Source organism: Rhodococcus sp. EPR-157, from assembly GCF_001647195.1.
Lineage (GTDB): Bacteria > Actinomycetota > Actinomycetes > Mycobacteriales > Mycobacteriaceae > Rhodococcoides.
In genome coordinates this window covers 1-16,268 of sequence record NZ_LVCV01000422.1, presented here as the reverse complement: position 1 = coordinate 16,268, position 16,268 = coordinate 1, and the positions used below count along the sequence as shown (strand labels likewise).

The 16,268-nt window shown below is 63.2% G+C and carries 23 protein-coding genes; 15 read left to right on the top strand and 8 right to left on the bottom strand.

The features are described from left to right. The 6 genes from A2J03_RS19765 to rpmB all read right to left on the bottom strand — a co-directional run. Window positions 1–403, bottom strand: a 403-nt coding sequence (locus tag A2J03_RS19765) for a hypothetical protein (protein WP_068377384.1), incomplete at its 3' end; no start/stop codon positions are given. A gap of 56 nt (window positions 404–459) precedes the next feature. Then, window positions 460–1,383: an AEC family transporter gene (locus A2J03_RS19760; protein ID WP_068377379.1), complete on the bottom strand. Its 924-nt coding sequence runs from the start codon at window positions 1,381–1,383 to the stop codon at window positions 460–462. A gap of 115 nt (window positions 1,384–1,498) precedes the next feature. After that, the gene (rpsR, locus tag A2J03_RS19755; protein WP_008719028.1) at window positions 1,499–1,753 is read right to left on the bottom strand and encodes a 30S ribosomal protein S18; all 255 of its coding nucleotides are present in this window, start codon (window positions 1,751–1,753) and stop codon (window positions 1,499–1,501) included. Window positions 1,754–1,768: 15 nt separating this feature from the next. Next, window positions 1,769–2,074: a 30S ribosomal protein S14 gene (rpsN, locus tag A2J03_RS19750; RefSeq protein WP_068377377.1), complete on the bottom strand. Its 306-nt coding sequence runs from the start codon at window positions 2,072–2,074 to the stop codon at window positions 1,769–1,771. Between the two features lies 1 nt (window position 2,075). Next, complete coding sequence (gene rpmG, locus A2J03_RS19745; protein ID WP_170947607.1) at window positions 2,076–2,246, bottom strand: 50S ribosomal protein L33; 171 nt, start codon at window positions 2,244–2,246, stop codon at window positions 2,076–2,078. Further along, window positions 2,243–2,479 (bottom strand): 50S ribosomal protein L28, encoded by a 237-nt coding sequence (gene rpmB / locus A2J03_RS19740; protein ID WP_068377374.1) that lies wholly within the window; start codon window positions 2,477–2,479, stop codon window positions 2,243–2,245. The genes rpmG and rpmB overlap by 4 nt, the downstream gene beginning before the upstream one ends. A gap of 118 nt (window positions 2,480–2,597) precedes the next feature. On the opposite strand from rpmB, the gene mrf reads away from it, so the two are divergent. From mrf to A2J03_RS19715, 5 genes are read left to right on the top strand one after another with little or no spacing between them, the layout of a single operon-like run. Beyond that, the gene (gene mrf, locus A2J03_RS19735; RefSeq protein ID WP_068377372.1) at window positions 2,598–3,848 is read left to right on the top strand and encodes a ribosome hibernation factor-recruiting GTPase MRF; all 1,251 of its coding nucleotides are present in this window, start codon (window positions 2,598–2,600) and stop codon (window positions 3,846–3,848) included. Further along, window positions 3,845–4,105 carry a type B 50S ribosomal protein L31 gene (locus A2J03_RS19730; RefSeq protein WP_068377370.1) on the top strand — a complete coding sequence of 87 codons (261 nt, stop codon included), beginning with the start codon at window positions 3,845–3,847 and terminating at the stop codon, window positions 4,103–4,105. The genes mrf and A2J03_RS19730 overlap by 4 nt, the downstream gene beginning before the upstream one ends. Before the next feature lie 3 nt (window positions 4,106–4,108). Then, window positions 4,109–4,276, top strand: coding sequence for a 50S ribosomal protein L32 (gene rpmF / locus A2J03_RS19725; RefSeq protein ID WP_068377368.1), 168 nt, complete (start codon window positions 4,109–4,111; stop codon window positions 4,274–4,276). Between the two features lie 15 nt (window positions 4,277–4,291). Continuing rightward, window positions 4,292–5,350: a VIT1/CCC1 transporter family protein gene (locus tag A2J03_RS19720; RefSeq protein ID WP_068377367.1), complete on the top strand. Its 1,059-nt coding sequence runs from the start codon at window positions 4,292–4,294 to the stop codon at window positions 5,348–5,350. 48 nt (window positions 5,351–5,398) lie between these two features. Beyond that, a complete protein-coding gene (locus tag A2J03_RS19715) occupies window positions 5,399–6,553 on the top strand; it encodes a lipase family protein (RefSeq protein WP_068377366.1) in 1,155 nt (384 codons plus the stop codon). 36 nt (window positions 6,554–6,589) lie between these two features. Here A2J03_RS19715 and A2J03_RS19710 read toward each other — a convergent pair whose 3' ends face one another. Further along, entirely contained in the window at window positions 6,590–7,606 is a 1,017-nt protein-coding gene (locus A2J03_RS19710; protein WP_068377364.1) for a magnesium and cobalt transport protein CorA, read from the bottom strand. Between the two features lie 79 nt (window positions 7,607–7,685). Between A2J03_RS19710 and A2J03_RS19705 the strand changes: the two genes are divergently transcribed. From A2J03_RS19705 to A2J03_RS19660, 10 genes are all read left to right on the top strand, one after another. After that, the gene (locus tag A2J03_RS19705; protein ID WP_068377361.1) at window positions 7,686–8,120 is read left to right on the top strand and encodes a VOC family protein; all 435 of its coding nucleotides are present in this window, start codon (window positions 7,686–7,688) and stop codon (window positions 8,118–8,120) included. A gap of 61 nt (window positions 8,121–8,181) precedes the next feature. Next, window positions 8,182–8,805, top strand: a complete 624-nt coding sequence (locus A2J03_RS19700; RefSeq protein WP_068377359.1) for a trimeric intracellular cation channel family protein — start codon at window positions 8,182–8,184, stop codon at window positions 8,803–8,805. 43 nt (window positions 8,806–8,848) lie between these two features. Then, window positions 8,849–9,541: a response regulator transcription factor gene (locus A2J03_RS19695; protein WP_197480867.1), complete on the top strand. Its 693-nt coding sequence runs from the start codon at window positions 8,849–8,851 to the stop codon at window positions 9,539–9,541. Further along, window positions 9,541–10,971 (top strand): HAMP domain-containing sensor histidine kinase, encoded by a 1,431-nt coding sequence (locus A2J03_RS19690; protein ID WP_068377354.1) that lies wholly within the window; start codon window positions 9,541–9,543, stop codon window positions 10,969–10,971. The genes A2J03_RS19695 and A2J03_RS19690 overlap by 1 nt, the downstream gene beginning before the upstream one ends. Before the next feature lie 142 nt (window positions 10,972–11,113). Further along, window positions 11,114–12,526: a S1C family serine protease gene (locus tag A2J03_RS19685; RefSeq protein ID WP_082897955.1), complete on the top strand. Its 1,413-nt coding sequence runs from the start codon at window positions 11,114–11,116 to the stop codon at window positions 12,524–12,526. Window positions 12,527–12,615: 89 nt separating this feature from the next. Continuing rightward, window positions 12,616–13,113 (top strand): MogA/MoaB family molybdenum cofactor biosynthesis protein, encoded by a 498-nt coding sequence (locus tag A2J03_RS19680; protein WP_197480869.1) that lies wholly within the window; start codon window positions 12,616–12,618, stop codon window positions 13,111–13,113. 9 nt (window positions 13,114–13,122) lie between these two features. Continuing rightward, entirely contained in the window at window positions 13,123–13,335 is a 213-nt protein-coding gene (locus tag A2J03_RS19675) for a hypothetical protein (protein WP_068377348.1), read from the top strand. A gap of 551 nt (window positions 13,336–13,886) precedes the next feature. Beyond that, entirely contained in the window at window positions 13,887–14,561 is a 675-nt protein-coding gene (locus A2J03_RS19670; protein WP_068377346.1) for an MspA family porin, read from the top strand. Window positions 14,562–14,728: 167 nt separating this feature from the next. Beyond that, a complete protein-coding gene (locus A2J03_RS19665) occupies window positions 14,729–15,157 on the top strand; it encodes a hypothetical protein (protein ID WP_068377343.1) in 429 nt (142 codons plus the stop codon). Between the two features lie 98 nt (window positions 15,158–15,255). After that, window positions 15,256–15,567: a hypothetical protein gene (locus tag A2J03_RS19660; protein WP_156520472.1), complete on the top strand. Its 312-nt coding sequence runs from the start codon at window positions 15,256–15,258 to the stop codon at window positions 15,565–15,567. Between the two features lie 107 nt (window positions 15,568–15,674). On the opposite strand, the gene mscL is transcribed toward A2J03_RS19660, so the two are convergent. Beyond that, window positions 15,675–16,154: a large conductance mechanosensitive channel protein MscL gene (gene mscL / locus A2J03_RS19655; RefSeq protein WP_068377337.1), complete on the bottom strand. Its 480-nt coding sequence runs from the start codon at window positions 16,152–16,154 to the stop codon at window positions 15,675–15,677. Window positions 16,155–16,268 lie beyond the last annotated feature (114 nt).

Genomic DNA, 16,268 nt, shown 5'->3' with positions numbered 1-16,268 from the left:
CGTAGCCGGCGACCATGATGCATGCCTTGTCCGCGGCCTCCGGGAGTGTGCCGGTCCGGAGTGCGACGACGACTTCGGTGTCGGACTCGGTGACCTCGACTTCGGCTCCGTAGCACTCCGGTGTGCCGGTGACGAAATGGATGGCAATGGTGTTGGGGGAGATTTGGCTCCAGGATTCGAACGGGGTCGGGGCGGCTCTGACCAGGCCAGTGGTGGACTCGAACATCGTGCCGACCTCGCCGACCGGAACTTCGACGGGGACGGGCGGGGCGCTCGGGCTGTGCAGCGTGTCGTCGGGGGCAGTGCTACTGGTGGTTTCGACGTTCTCGCTGCTGTCGGCCGTGTTCTCGCTACAGCCGACCAGCAGGACACACAGCAGTAGCCCCGCAGCCAGAAACCTCATATCTCCAAGGTAGCTGTGGGAGCTGAGTAGAACCTTTGGGTGGGCCATCGTGTCTCTCAGGCCAGCAGCGCGGTGACGAGTGCGATCACGGGAATCGAGACGAGGGTCGTGACGAAAGCAGTATCGCGCGCAAGTACGACACCGCGGTTGTACCGACTGGCGAACACGAAGACGTTCTGCGCCGTCGGGAGTGCGGAGATGACGGTGATGGCGAAGAGTTCGTGGCCGTCGAGGCCCATCGCCAACGCCATCGCAAACCCGAGGATCGGCTGCAACACCATCTTCAAGGTCGACGCGAGGATCACGTCACGTCGGGGGCTCGTGCCCTTCTGCAGGACGCGTGCGCCGTACAGCGAGAGTCCGAAGGCGAGCAACGCACCGGGCACGGCGGCGCCCCCGATGAGATCGAACGGCTGCATGATCGACTCCGGTAACTCGATGCCGGTGATCGAGAGCAGCAGACCTGCAGCGCCCGCCAGGACGATCGGATTCTTGAACGGTGTGACGACGATGGCGCGAATCGACGCCTTCTTCCCCATCGTCGACAGGTCGAGGATCGTCAGAGCAAGTGGCGAATAGATCAGGATCTGAAACAGCAGCAGAGGCGCGACGAAGTTCGCGTCACCGAGGACGAACACCGCGATCGGGATGCCGAGGTTGGCGGCGTTGACGTACGAGGATGCGAGTCCGCCGACGGTCGCTTCGGGCACTGCGCGCTTCAGTACGAACTTCGCAATCGCGAAGTAGATCGCGCCGACCACGAGCGCAGTCACTCCTGCGACCACGAGCACGGGTGAGAGGATCACCGCCAGGTCCGACTGAGCGAGCGTCACGAAGAGCAAGGCCGGTGTGGCCACGAAGAAGACCAGTCGGCTCAGTACGAACTGGCCGTGTTCGCCCAGTACCTGGAACCGGGCGAGCACATACCCCAGCGCAATGACGATGAAGATGACCGTGAAGCCCTCGAGAACACCGGACATGTAGGGCTCAGGTTCTCGATTCTGGTGTAGGCGGCGAGGAGAGTACTAACTCTAGTGCGCACGCAGAAAGGCCACGCACCCGAGCGGTGCGTGGCCTTTCTGCGACTGAAAGTGTCTAGCGGCTGGTGAACGGCAGCAGAGCCATCTCACGGGCGTTCTTCACCGCGACGGCAACCTGACGCTGCTGCTGCGGGGTGAGGCCGGTGACGCGGCGGCTGCGGATCTTGCCGCGGTCCGAAATGAACTGACGAAGAAGGTTGATGTCCTTGTAGTCCACCGTGGTGACCTTGGCGGCGTTCAACGGATTCTTCTTGGGTCGACGCCCTGCCTCTGCGCGGACCTTCTTCGACGGTGCTCTTTTGACTGCCATCTTTTTCCCTGTTCCTTACCAGCTCGACTTGTGGACGCCTGGCAGCTCCCCGCGGTGAGCCATCTCGCGCATCTTCACGCGGGAAAGTCCAAATTTCCGTAGGTGGCCGCGCGGACGTCCATCCGCAGCGTCACGATTGCGCAATCGTACCGGACTCGCGTCGCGTGGCAGACGCTGCAGTGCCGCCTGAGCATCGGCACGCTCGGAATCGGACGTCGACGGTCTGCGGATGATCTCTTTCAGCTCGCTCCGACGAGCTGCCCACCGCGCGACGACGACCTTGCGTTGCTCGTTCTTGGCGATCTTCGACTTCTTGGCCATGTCAGCGCTCTTCTCTGAAGTCGACGTGCTTGCGGACGACGGGGTCGTACTTCTTCAGGACGATCCTGTCCGGGTCGTTGCGACGGTTCTTCCTGGTCACGTACGTATAGCCGGTTCCGGCAGTCGACTTCAGCTTGATGATCGGACGTACGTCCGTGCTCTTGCCCATCAGATCTTCTCCCCACGGGCGAGCAGCGTTGCGACGACCGCATCGATGCCGTCGCGGTCGATGGTCTTGATGCCTTTCGCCGACAGCGTCAACGTGACGCGGCGGCGCAGGCTGGGCACGAAGTACGTCTTCTTCTGGATGTTCGGATCCCAGCGACGGTTGGTCCTCACATGGGAGTGGGACACGGACTTACCGAATCCGGGCTTCCTTCCGGTCACCTGGCAGTGCGCAGACATACGCGCTCCTTCCTAGCTGTTATGACAATCGTTTTCGACAAAGCGCTCCGAGGAATGTAGCGTGCATCCGTAGTAAATGACAATCGTTGTCGAAAGAAGGGTGCTCGTGAACTTTCCAGTGGACCGTCGCACGCCGGTCGTCCTCGTATCGGGCTGGACGGGTGCCATGGACGCAGTCGTGACCTCGCTGCTCGCGCCGGGAACCGTTGCTGTGCGACACGAACTCGGCCGGGTGCACGAAGGAGTGGTCCGCCGGACGCTGTACGCGAACGCCGAGCCGGCGCGGGAGACGATCCTCGAACTGGCCCACGGATGCGTCTCGTGCACCTTGCGCGAGGACCTGCTGCCACTGCTTCGGAAGCTCGCGGCGCGCAGTTCGGTGCAGCGCATCGTGCTTGCCATGGATCCGGCCCTCGAACCCGAGGCGCTGTGCTGGGCGATCGACAACGTCGTGGTCGCGGGCGTCGTCGGGCAAGTCGACGGGCCGGCCTCGCGAGATGTTCGCATCGATGCCGTCGTCGATTGTCTCGACGCCGCAACCTGGCTCGCCGACGCCACCGGCGACGACGCGCTAGCCGATCGTGGCATCGTCGCCAGCGGTGACGACGATCGAACCGTCGCACAGGTCGTCGTCGGGCAGGTCGACTATGCAGATGCGCTCGTCGTTTCTGTGACCCCCGAAGTCGAACCCTGGGAGCGAGCAAAACTCGCGGCCGTGCTTGCGCGACTTGCACCGGGTGCGCCGATTGCCTGGGTCGGCCACGGTGACACCCTCGACACCGAAGCTCTCGTCGCTGCAGTACCTTTCGACGCGCGGCGCGGCGAGGTCACCGATGCCCACTCGCCATTGCTTCGGGGGCAGCCGCCGCTGACCGGCGAGTGCGGGGTGAGCCTCGTCGAGTTCACTGCCACCCGGCCGTTCCATCCCGAACGATTGCACGAAGCGATCGATGTGTTGCTCGACGGGGTCGTCACTGCGCGCGGACGAGCCTGGGTGGCAACACAACCCGACGAAGCGCTGTGGATCGAATCTGCGGGTGGGGGACTGCGCGTCGCCAGTGCCGGTAGGTGGCTGGCGGCGATGACTCCGGAGGAGCAGGACGGCGTCGACACCTCCCGTCGCGCGATGGCCGCGCTGCGGTGGGACGACGAATTCGGTGATCGAGACACCTCACTCGTGGTCCTCGTTCACGCGGCGGATCCGTCGGAGATCGATCGAACTCTGCAGTGGGCTTTGGTTTCCGACGACGAGATGCACGACCGAGATGCCTGGGCGCACTGGAACGACCCGTTCGGGCAATGGCACGAAGACCCTTGCGAAACAAGCGAATCGCCCTATCAGGACACACACCGAGAGGCAACAGAATGAAATCAGGAATTCACCCCGACTACCACCCGGTGGTCTTCCAGGACGCGGGCACCGGCACGAAGTTCCTGACCCGCTCCACCATCACGTCCTCTCGCGAGATCGAGTGGGAGGACGGGGCCACCTACCCGCTCGTCGTCGTCGACGTCACCAACGAATCGCACCCGTTCTGGACCGGCGCAAGCCGCATCATGGACACCCAGGGGCGCGTCGAGAAGTTCGAGAAGCGCTACGGTCGCCGCAGCAGGAAGGACGTCTGAGTCATGGCTGTACCGAAGCGGAAGATGTCGCGATCCAACACCCGCAGTCGTCGTGCTCAGTGGAAAGCGTCACCGCCGGATCTGGTGACCGTACGCGTCGGGGGTGTGGAATACCGAGTCCCTCGCCGGCTCGTCAAGGCCGTGCAGACGGGGGTGTACGACCCCAGCTAGCGGTACGTTGAGCCTATGACAGAGCCCTCGGCCAAGGACGTCAAGCGTTGGCGACGCTATCTCGCCGACGAACGGGCCGAGGCCGCGGTCTACCGTGACCTCGCCGGCCGCCGCACCGGCGAGGAGCGAGAGATCCTCCTCGCGCTTGCCGAGGCAGAGGGCCGTCACGAAGAGCATTGGCGACGCCTGCTCGGCGATCGAGTGGGCATGCCCCTGAAGGGAAGCCTTCGCACGCGCACCCTCGGCGTCATGGCCCGTCGGTTCGGTTCGGTGTTCGTACTCGCACTCGCGCAGCGTGCCGAGACCAGGTCTCCGTACACATCGGAGGCCGGCGCCACCCACGCGATGATCGCCGACGAACAGATCCACGCCGAGGTGGTACGCGGGCTCGCGGCGCGGCGACGAAACCGCCTGTCCGGCAATTTCAGAGCCGCGGTATTCGGGGCGAACGACGGACTCGTCAGCAACCTTGCTCTCGTCCTCGGTATCAGTGGCAGTGGCGTGTCCAACAACATCGTTCTGGTAACCGGGCTCGCCGGGCTACTCGCCGGTGCCCTGTCGATGGGCGCGGGGGAATACGTATCCGTCCGCTCGCAGCGGGAGTTGCTCGAGGCGTCGGCACCCGACGGTTCCGCCCGCGACGCGGTTCGACATCTCGATGTCGACGCCAACGAGCTGGCGTTGGTCTACCGCGCCCGTGGCATGTCGCCCGACGACGCCGAGACCAAGGCGTCCCGCGTGCTCGAGGATCTGTCGTCGGAGGACGCGATGGCTGCCGAGTCCGATGTTCACGAATCGGTTGGAACCGGAATAGGTGCCGCCCTTGCCAGCTTCTGCTTCTTCGCCTCGGGCGCGGTCATCCCGGTGCTGCCGTATCTCGTGGGACTGGAAGGTGTTGCAGCGCTGGTAGTCGCCGCAGTGCTGGTGGGCATCGCCCTGATCGGGACAGGAACGGTGGTCGGACTGCTCAGTGGGGGTCCACCGGTCAAGCGAGCTCTGCGACAGCTGGCAATCGGGTACGGGGCCGCGGGTGTGACCTATTTGTTGGGAGTGCTGTTCGGTGGAGGCGTCTGAAAGGAATTCACGCGCATTCCTCGCCTCCGGAGAGTTATCGTGTCCCTCATGTCGACTTTCTTGCGCTCGCTTATCGCTGCCGCCTCGACGACGTCCCTGGTGTTGGGCGCATCTGTTCTGAGCGTCTCGGTCGCGGCAGCGGACGAGGTCGACACGACGCCGGGAACAGTCGTGAAGGTCGAGGAGTTGGCGGCCGACCTGTGGCTTCCTGGAACGGCCGAGGCCAAGCGGATCACGTACTGGAGCGTCGGATCCGACGGCAACCCTGCGTTGAGTACCGGTGCATTCTTCGTCCCCGAAGGTCAAGCGCCCGAGGGTGGCTGGCCCGTGGTGGGTTGGGCGCACGGCACCTCGGGCTTGGACGACGACTGTGCTCCTTCTCTGGTCGGCCCTGCCGACGCCGAGCGAGACCGTCAATACCTCGGCACGTGGCTAGGCCAGGGCTATGCCATTGCCGCCACCGACTACGTGGGTCTCGGTACACCCGGGTTGATGCCGTATCTCGACGGCAAGGTCTCTGCACACAATGTCGTCGACTCGGTCAAGGCCGCGGGCGCAGTCGAGGAGTCGTTGTCCAACAAGTGGGTGGTCATCGGCCAGTCCCAAGGCGGTGGCGCCGCGATCACCACCGCCCGCTACGCGACGGAATACGGTGGGCCCGAACTGGACTACCGAGGTGCCGTCGGGACCGGGGTGCCTGCGAACATCGAACTGGCACTTCTGCCATTGGGGCCAGGGGTTCTTCCGGTCGCCGCAGGCAAAGCTCTGACGACGTACCTGCTGTACATCCTGGCCGCCCTGCGATACACGCACCCGGAGATCGATCTGAACTCGTACCTCACCGAGCAGGGAAGACAACTCGTCGATCGGGCGGAAGGGGTCTGCGTCGTCGAAGCCGAGGACGAGTTCGAAGGAACGATTTCCGGTGATCTGTTCAGTAGGCCGTTGAATCAGATCCCCAATTTCTACGGACTTCTCAACGACTACATGGGCGTGCCTACCTCGGGCTACGACCGACCGGTGTTCATCGGCCAGGGTCTGACCGACGTGGATGTACCTGCGCCCGCTGCGCTTTCGCTGGTTGTCCAGATGAAGGCGAACGGGCAGGACGTCACGTTGCACACCTATCCGACCGATCACAGCGGTGCACTACTTCAGTCGCAAGCGGATTCGATTCCGTTCGTGAAGCAGCTCTTCCAATAGCGCCTCCTTCAACCGAGGGGGCTCACAACCGCCGGGTCACAGCCATTTCTGACGTTTGAACACGATGTAAAGGATGCTCGAGCAGATCGCCATCGCTACGATTGCCGCCGGATAGCCGAATTCCCACCTCAGCTCCGGCATGTGCTTGAAGTTCATTCCGTATGTCGCTGCGATCAGTGACGGGGCGAAAAGTATCGCACCCCAGGACGATATCTTCTTGACCTGCTCGTTCTGTTCGAGGCTCACCTGGGTCATCGCCCGCATCTCGTCGTTCTGTTGTTGCGCGATGAGCGTTGCGTTGACCGACAGCGCGTTCTGAAGGTTGACGCGGAAGGCTTCGACGCGCTCAGCGATGTGGACGCAGTGGTCGAGGACGTCGTGCAGGTCGCGCTGCAATTCGATGTCGACGTCGTACTTGTCCTCGCCAAGTTTGAGCGACTCGATCATCGACACCAGCGGACCGGTCGCGCGTTGGAACTCTGTGACCTCGCGGGAGAGAGGGTAGATGCGTCGGGACACTTCGGGGTCGCGTGAGAAGAGTTGGTCCTCGATCTCGTCGATGTCGTTCTGCAGTCCTTCGACCACTGGTTCGTACTCGTCGACCACCTGGTCGAGCAGCGCGTACAGGACCGCTTGCGTCCCGAGCTTGAGCAGATCGGGGGAGTTCTCGAGCCGGGTACGGACGATGGCCAATTCGGGAGCTTCGGCATGGCGGATCGTGATGACGAAGTCCGGTCCGAGGAATACGTGCAGCTCGCCGAACTCGACCTTCTCGGTTTCGTCGTTGTAGCGCGCGGGTCGTAGAACCACGAACAGTTGGTCACCGTATCGTTCGAGCTTGGGGCGCTGGTGTGCGTCGATGGCATCTTCGACGACCAATCGATGGAGTCCGAATTCGGCTGCGACCGAATTGATTTCCTCGATCCCCGGACGGTACAGACCTATCCACGCCATCCCGCGATGCTCGCGCATTGCCTCACAGGTGCTGTCGAGGCTGTCCGGGGTGAGTGTTCGTTTGCCGTCGACGTAAACGGCATTGTCGACGATCGGCAACGTGCAGCCTTGTCTCTCGAAGTTTCTCCGGCCAGCAAGAAGCCTGCCAGATCGCGGTGGGAAGCGTCAGAATAAGCGGGTGGACCAGCGCGCACACTTTCTCACACTCGCAACTACCGACCTCGACGCCTCGCGAACATTCTATGTCGAAGGGCTGGGGTGGACTCCGCTGCTCGATGTACCCGGCGAGATCGTGTTCTTCCAGATCGCGTTCGGCTTGGTCCTCGGACTGTTCGATGCACAGAAGTTCACCGACGACATCGGGCAGGACGGAGGGCCCGCATCCGTGGGCGGATTGACGCTCTCGCACAATGTCGACTCACCCCATGAGGTCGATGCAGTGGTGTCGGCCGCCGCGAAAGCGGGAGCCACCGTGATCAAGCAGCCTCGGCAGGCGGCGTTCGGCGGATACCACGGCCACTTCACGGACCCCAGTGGCGTCATCTGGGAGGTCTGCCACAACCCCGGCTTCAGCGTGGACGCCGACGGGACGGTCCGGTTGTACGAGCTGTAGCTGCCGCGAACAGACCGATCGGGTGAGACCGGGCTCGAGGTGAGCATGCGACCCTTGTTCCGTGCTGGTGGATGTGTTGGGTTATGTCGGGATCGTCGCGTTCGCGGCATCCGGTGCGCTGATCGGTGTGCGGAAGCGCCTCGATCTGTTCGGTGTCTGCGTCGTCGGAATCACGACGGGAATAGGCGGCGGCATCATCCGCGACGTCCTGCTCGGGATTCATCCCCCGACGTCGCTCGACCAGTGGCCTAACCTCACGGTCGCGTTGGTGACGTCGTTGATCGTGTTTCTCGCGCATCCGGTGATGAACCGCATCTGGCGTGGCGTATTGCTGTTCGACGCCTTCGGGATGGGGCTGTTCGCGTCGACAGGTGCGGCGATCGCGCTGGCCAGCGGAGGAAGTTCGCTGTCGGCATGCCTGATCGGAGCGACGACTGCTGTTGCGGGTGGCGTGATTCGCGACATGCTCGTCAACGAGGTGCCGCTCCTACTTCACCGTGATCTGTATGCGGTCCCTGCGCTGTTGGGATCGACCGTCGTCGCGATCGTCGAGGGTTCGGGGCTGCCGGACGACATCGGCCTGGTCGTCGGCACGATCGCGGCAACAGGACTGCGGGTGCTTGCGCTCTGGCGACGCTGGAATCTGCCGATCGCCAGGCGGTTGCCCGCACCTGATGAAGTCTGATGGGGACCCTTCTCAGACATATCTCAGTCCATCAGGTCAAACTGTGACAATGCGCATTTTGGTTGTCGACGACGATCGAGCGGTTCGTGACTCGCTCCGGAGGTCACTTACCTTCAACGGCTACACGGTCGAACTGGCCGTCGACGGTCTCGACGCATTGGAGAAGGTAGCAGCGGCGAGGCCGGATGCCTTGGTACTCGATGTCATGATGCCCCGGCTCGACGGTCTCGAAGTGTGCCGTCGACTGCGTAGCACTGGTGACGATCTTCCTATCCTCGTCCTGACCGCCCGCGATTCGGTATCCGAGCGAGTCGCAGGGCTGGATGCAGGTGCTGACGACTACCTGCCGAAGCCATTCGCGCTCGAGGAGTTGCTCGCGCGTCTGCGGGCTTTACTACGCCGCACTGCGATGGATGCCGAAGGGGAGTCGGAAGCGATGACCTTTGCCGATCTCTCTCTCGATCCGGTCACGCGTGAGGTGACTCGCGGCGAGCGATCCATCAGCCTCACGCGGACCGAGTTCTCGCTGATGGAAATGTTGATGATGAATCCTCGGCGGGTATTGACTCGCAGCCGGATCCTCGAGGAGGTGTGGGGATACGACTTTCCCACGTCGGGAAACGCGCTCGAGGTGTATGTCGGGTATCTGCGCCGCAAGACCGAAGCAGAAGGTGAGTCGCGGTTGATTCATACCGTCCGCGGAGTGGGTTACGTACTCCGTGAGACGCCCCCGTGATGGTTGCTCCCCTCGGGCGACGATCGGCGAGCAGTGATTCGTCGGTGATGCGCCCACCGATGCCGCTGACCCGCACCGTGTCACTGCGCTGGCGGGTGACCTTGTTGGCTGCATCGGTGGTGGCGATTGCGGTGGCGGTCATGGCCATCGCCGCCTACGCGGTGGTGGCGCGGGCGCTCTACGGCGACGTGGACACCCAGTTGCGGTCACGCGCGGACGCCCTCGTCAACAGCAATCTGGTCACCTTCGATCCGCGATATGTTGCCGGCGCGACGCTGTACAGCACCGATGTGTCGGTGGCGTTGATCTACCCGGATCTGACGAAATACGTTCCGCCAGGGTCGAAGGTGCCGATCGGTGACCCGGAGATCGCCGTCGCCGAGGGTCTGAGTGATCTCTCGCTCCGCACTGTCGACGACCAGAGAGTGCTCAGTCAGCGTGCCCAAGATGGCAGTGCAATCGTTATCTCGCAACGACTTTCGCCCACCGGAGCCGTGCTGGACAGGTTGGCGTGGGTGCTCTTGATCGTCGGAGCCTGTGGCGTGGTGCTCGCGGCGGGCGCAGGTATGGCAGTGGGGCGAACCGGGCTCAGGCCGATCGCCCGATTGACCGCTGCCGCAGAACGAGTGGCGCGCACCGATGACCTGACGCCCATTCCCGTCACCGGCGACGACGAATTGGCCCGTCTGACCGAAAGTTTCAACACGATGCTGCGTGCGTTGGCGGAATCGCGAGGGCGGCAGAGCCGACTCGTGGCCGACGCCGGGCACGAACTCCGGACTCCGCTGACGTCGTTGCGCACCAACATGGAGCTACTGATCGCGTCGGGTCGTCCTGGGGCGCCGTCCATTCCGGAGGAGGACATGGCGGAACTGCGCACCGATGTCGTCGCCCAGATCCAGGAGCTCTCCACTCTGGTAGGCGATCTCGTCGATCTGGCGCGTGAGGATGCACCCGAGACGGTGTTCGAGCGAGTCGATCTCGCCGACGCCGTCGAGCGGAGTCTCGAGCGTGCTCGACGCCGTCGCAACGAGATCGACTTCGACGCGACGCTCGAGCCCTGGTTCGTGTACGGGGACCAAGCTGGGCTCTCGCGTGCGGTGCTGAATGTGCTGGACAATGCCGCCAAGTGGAGTCCGACGGGCGCCGAGGTGCGCGTCGTCATGCATACGATCGGCGACGGGCTCATCGAACTGACCGTCGACGATGCGGGCCCCGGAATTCCCGAGGAGGACCGCGAATTGGTGTTCGAGCGGTTCTATCGTTCGACGGCGTCGCGCTCGATGCCGGGGTCCGGACTCGGGCTTGCGATCGTCCGGCAAGTCGTCGTCAAGCATGGCGGCACAATCGGTGTCGAGGTATCCGACCGGGGAGGCACCCTGATTCGCATCGTTCTGCCGGGAGAGCCTGCAGTAACACCGGCGGAGTGACTGATCGATGCAGCGATGAGTTCACAGTCACGGCAAACGTATAGGCACATCTCAGCACGCTCTCAGTCCCGCCGTGCAAGGTAGTCGTTAACAAGGCGGGCGACCTTGCTCGAAGCAAGGTTTCAAGTGAAAGCGACTGCAGATGACCGACGACCGTAGAGACTCCGAGCAGCACGATTCTGTCCCGACACAGGAGAACTCGGCCCAGCACAACCCGACTCAGCAGTTTCCCACCCAGCAGGGACCCAGCCAGGACTACCGGCAGCCGGGGCAGTACGGACCACCCACCTATGGGCAGAACCCGTACACGCAGGGCTACGGCCAGCAACAGCCGCACGCAACCCCCACCCATCACGAGGCTCCGCAGCAGGCGCCCGCGGCACTCCGGAGCCGTCCCGGCAGAGCGACCCTCGCCGCAGGGGCGATCGCGCTCGTCCTGGTCGGCGGCGGAATCGGTGGCGCTGTGGGTGTTCTCGCTGCCGGTGGTACCAACGGATCGGGCACCGCGACGAATTCGCTCAATTCCACCGTGACGGCAGCCCAGCCCGCAGCGAACATTCCTGACGGCTCCATTCAGGCAGTCGCCGACAAGGTTCTGCCGAGCTTCGTGCAGATCGAGGTCAAGGGCAGCCAGGCCGAGGGCGAGGGCTCAGGAGTGATTCTGTCGTCCGATGGCCTCGTTCTCACCAACAATCACGTCGCCACCGGCGCGGGGGCCAACGGCAAGCTGTCGGTCGCATTCTCCGACGGCTCGATCGCCGACGCGACTCTGGTCGGTGCCGATGCGGTGTCCGACTTGGCGGTCATCAAGGTCGAAGGCAAGACTGGTCTGACTCCGATCGAATTGGGAACCTCGTCGAACCTCCAGGTCGGCCAGCAGGTCGTGGCGATCGGATCGCCCCTCGGTCTGGCCGGAACGGTCACGACGGGCATCGTGTCCTCGCTGAACCGTCCGGTGTCGACGAGTGGCGAGTCCGGCAACCAGAACTCCGTCATCGACGCCATCCAGACCGACGCCGCGATCAACCCGGGTAACTCGGGTGGCGCGTTGGTCAACACCGATGGCCAGCTGATCGGGATCAACACTGCCATCGCCACACTCGGTGGTGGCCAGTCTTCGGGTTCACAGAGCGGTTCCATCGGCCTCGGATTCGCCATCCCTGTCGATCAGGCAAAACGCATTGCCGACGAGTTGATCGAGACCGGCAAAGCGACACAGGCGATGATCGGCGTGCAGGTCCCGTCGCAGGACGAGGCCAACGGTGCAACGGTCGTCGAGGTGACCGAAGGCGGACCGGCGGCGTCCGCAGGCATCCCCAAGGGCGCTGTCATCACGAAGGTCGATGACCGCGTGGTGTCGTCCGGTGACGCGCTGATCGCCGCGGTGCGTTCACACGCTCCCGGTGACTCGGTTCGAATCACGTACACGGACGGTGGAAGCGACAAGACCGTCGACGTCACGCTCGGCACCGCCGAACCGCAGACCGCCGCGGTACAGGCCCCGTCGCAGTCACAGTCGCCGCTGCAGATCCCCGGCTTCCCCGGTGGCCGCTGATGACCATCGACACCGAGCGTCTTGCGACGGTTGCAACGATTTACGCACAGCGTGAATCCGAACTGGCCCGTACTACTACGGTGGGCAGTATGGAACTCGAGGCACCTCTGGCTGGGCGAGCGTTGGTAGTGATCGTCGACGATCGGACCGCGCACAGTAACGAAAAGGATTCGACCGGCCCGCTGGTGACGGAACTGCTGACCGAAGCAGGGTTCCTGGTCGACGGCGTGGTCGCGGTCACCTCGGATGAGGTCGACGTGCGCAACGCACTCAACACGGCCGTCATCGGGGGAGTCGACCTGGTCGTCTCCATCGGCGGCACCGGCGTTTCCCCGCGTGACGTGACTCCGGACGTGACCGCCGAGGTACTCGATCGTGAGATCCCGGGTATCAGTGAGGCGTTGCGTTCGTCCGGGCTGGCTGCGGGCTCGTTGGACGCCGGGCTCTCACGCGGGCTGGTCGGTGTTTCTGGCAGCACCTTGGTGGTCAATCTTGCTTCCTCACGCGCCGCGATTCGCGACGGGATGGCCACGCTGACGCCGCTGGCGAGCCAGGTCATTTCCGAGCTGTCCGGTCTGGACGCCTAACCAGAGGTGATGTCCGACGACGAGACACCGCAGGACGGCGAGGTACAGAAGGACGCCGAATCACAGCTGGACCAACGAGCGAGCCGGGCCCGAGCAGAACGGGCCCGGCTCGCTCGTATCTTCGGCGATGTTCTTCCCGAGGCGACGTCCGATGACCGCGTCGACGACAGCTCTCGTTCGACGGAGTGGTTCGAACGCGAGCGCCCACCGCATCACATTTAGTGTGATCCACAACACATTTTTACATGTGAATCACAGTATTGTTAGTAGTTTGTTTACTCGCCGTTAGCGAGCGCAGGTGCGCACTTCGGACCCCCGGGCATCGGATCACTGCGATTCGAAACTCGTTGGCGGGAATCGAGCCCCGGTCCGGGGTGGGCGTCGAAGCGGAGTCTGCGCATTTCAGGGCATGTTTACGTGACGGTGAGGTTTGTAACGGCTCGGACACGGCGGACGAAAGTGTGATCGGGGTTACCGTCCAGTACCGTGTGAAAGTCGTTCACGCGCACGAAACACATCACGATTCGGACATGTACGACGGCCGATCGTAGGGATTGTCACGATCCGGCAACTCCTCTAATGTTCCCCTCAGCTTCCGGCAGAGCGGGCGAGGGCAACACGCTCAAGCTTCTCTGTGGGAACTAACATTACGAACCTGATCCACGGATCTAGTTCTGCTCGGGGATTCCCGGCAAAGTTGCCAGGCGGAACCGAGGGTGTAAGCCACAAGCTTCCCGTGCAATTGCGCTGGGACTGAACATGATGAGGAATAAATGACGGAGATCCAGAAGTCACGGCGTAGCCGCGGACTCAAGTCCATGAGCGCCGCAGTTGTTGCCGGCGCTTCGGTTGTCGGCCTGGTGCTCGGTACGGGTACCGCATCTGCCGCAGTCGACAGCTCCAACTCGGTTGTGGATGCCAACGGCAACCTCATCACCGTGACGCTGTCCGACACGTTCGTCAACAGCGTTCCTCCGCTCGACGGCAACCCGCTCACCCGTGAGTGGTTCGCCAACGGCGTTGCAGGCTGGGAAGTTACCGGACCTGACGCAGACGACTTCGAAGGCACTGTTGCTGTCGGTTACCAGGTCGGCTACCCGGCCAGCCTCGGTGGCAAGATCACCTTCGCGTACCAGACCCCCCAGGCATACATCGAGATCGGCAGCGACGGAGCAGTCTCCGGCGGCGTCGACGACCTCCTGCCGCGCGCCGGCTTCGAGGCCGAAATCGCTCCCGGACCCGGCATCGTCGATGCCACCGCAGCTTCGGGCGAGATCCAGGGCACCAGCGGCGACGCTGAAGGCGCTTCGGGCACCATCCAGATCGCCAACGCTCACGGCACCGCGACCGGCATCCTCGGCAACGTCCGCGTTCGCCCGTACGTCTCGGTCACCAGCTCCACCGGTGATGTTGCAGTCACCTACGGTGTCCCGTGGGTCTTCAACTGATCTGAGATCAGCTGAAACCAGCTTCATCTCGGCGCTGACGCGCTGAACCCGATCGGGCCCGTCCGGATTACTCCGGGCGGGCCCGATCTGTGTTGTCCCACTCCATCTTCGACAGCGCACAGCGGCCGGCTCATGCGGTCGACCGTGCGAGAAATGGTTGATACTCGATGCGCTTCACACTCATTTCGGCGGTCGCAGTCACCGCGCTGATCACGCTCGTCGGTTGTAGCGGCGATGACGGCGGCGATACTGCGTCCGGTGCCAATGCGGATGTCTGTACCCAGTTCGCGGCTGCTCACGACGAGTTGACCGCACTCACCGCCGCCGGACCCGTGGACGGTGATGTCGACGAGTGGACCGCGGCCAAGGATTCTGCGGTTGCCAAGTTCGCGCCACTGGCCGATCAGGCAAGCGGCGACGTCCAGTCAGGCTTGCAGGCTCTGGTGACCGCGCTTCCTGTCGATTCGCTCGAGCTTGCCGAGCCGGGCAGTGAGAGTGGACAGGCGTTCGTCGACAATTCGGCGGCGATCGTGTCCTCGTGTGAAAGCGACGGCACAACGGTCACGCTCGCGGAGTTCCCGCTCCAGGACTTCTGAGTCGATTGGTCGAGGGACACCCAACCGTCATGTGATATGGGTTACACTTTGCTCGTTCTAGAGCTCTATCCATCTTGGGTCGGGTAGCAGGAGCGGCAATGTTGATCAGGAGTTTGGGCGTTGCATGTCTGACGTGCGGCGTGATTATCGGATTTGCTTCGGCAGCCACCGCGGCGGTGCCGAGGACCCCACCGGCGTCGGTGGTGGGGTTGGCCGAGGATGAGGCAATTGCCGAGTTGATCGACGGGGGATACACGCCCCGTGTGATTTCGCGTCACGGCGGCGGTCCGGAGTGCATCGTGTTCAATCAGGTGGCGGTTACGGATCCCAAGCAGATCATCAAGGATGCCGAAATCTACGAGGACGACGACGAGTACTCCGTATTGCTCGCAGTGAATTGCACATCCTGAATGGCTGTCGAAATCTCGCGCACAAACTCGCAGTATGTTTTAGCAACGAAAGAGCCCGCCATTTCCGGTTCTAGCGGAAGTGGCGGGCTTTTTCGTTGGGGAAGAACTCAGGGCTTGCTGTGCAGCCCGCCGCTGGGGGCGTCGGAATCCCCGATCGCTTCGCCGCTCCCGCCGGTGCTGTCGGACGGCGTCGAGAGTTTCTGGCCGACGTCGGTTCCGCCGGCCAGGATGTCCCGAATCTGTACCAGAACGTCCACGTCGCTCAGCTCTTTGTCGGGCTGACTGACGAAGCGCTTCTTGGCGGTGTTGACCGGCAGGATCAGCACGAAATAGACCACCGCCGCGATGATGACGAAGTTGATGATTGCGGTGACGACGGCGCCGACATTGATGAAAGTCTCTGGGCTGGAAGTTACTTGGAAACCCCACCCGTACTCGTTCGAGCCGCCGATTGCGGACACGAGCGGATTGACGACGTTGGTCGTGAAGGCGGTGACGATTGCGGTGAACGCTGCGCCGACCACCACGGCGACGGCGAGGTCGACGACGTTTCCGCGGAGAAGGAAGTCCTTGAATCCCTTGAGCATGTGCCCTCCCTGATGAACTCGTAGCTGATCGAACGGACTCTTCGAGTGGCGCTGAGTGGTCAGGTTAGTCGAGATGCGTCCGCATCAGCGGGAGGTGCGAGACAGTTGAAAGTG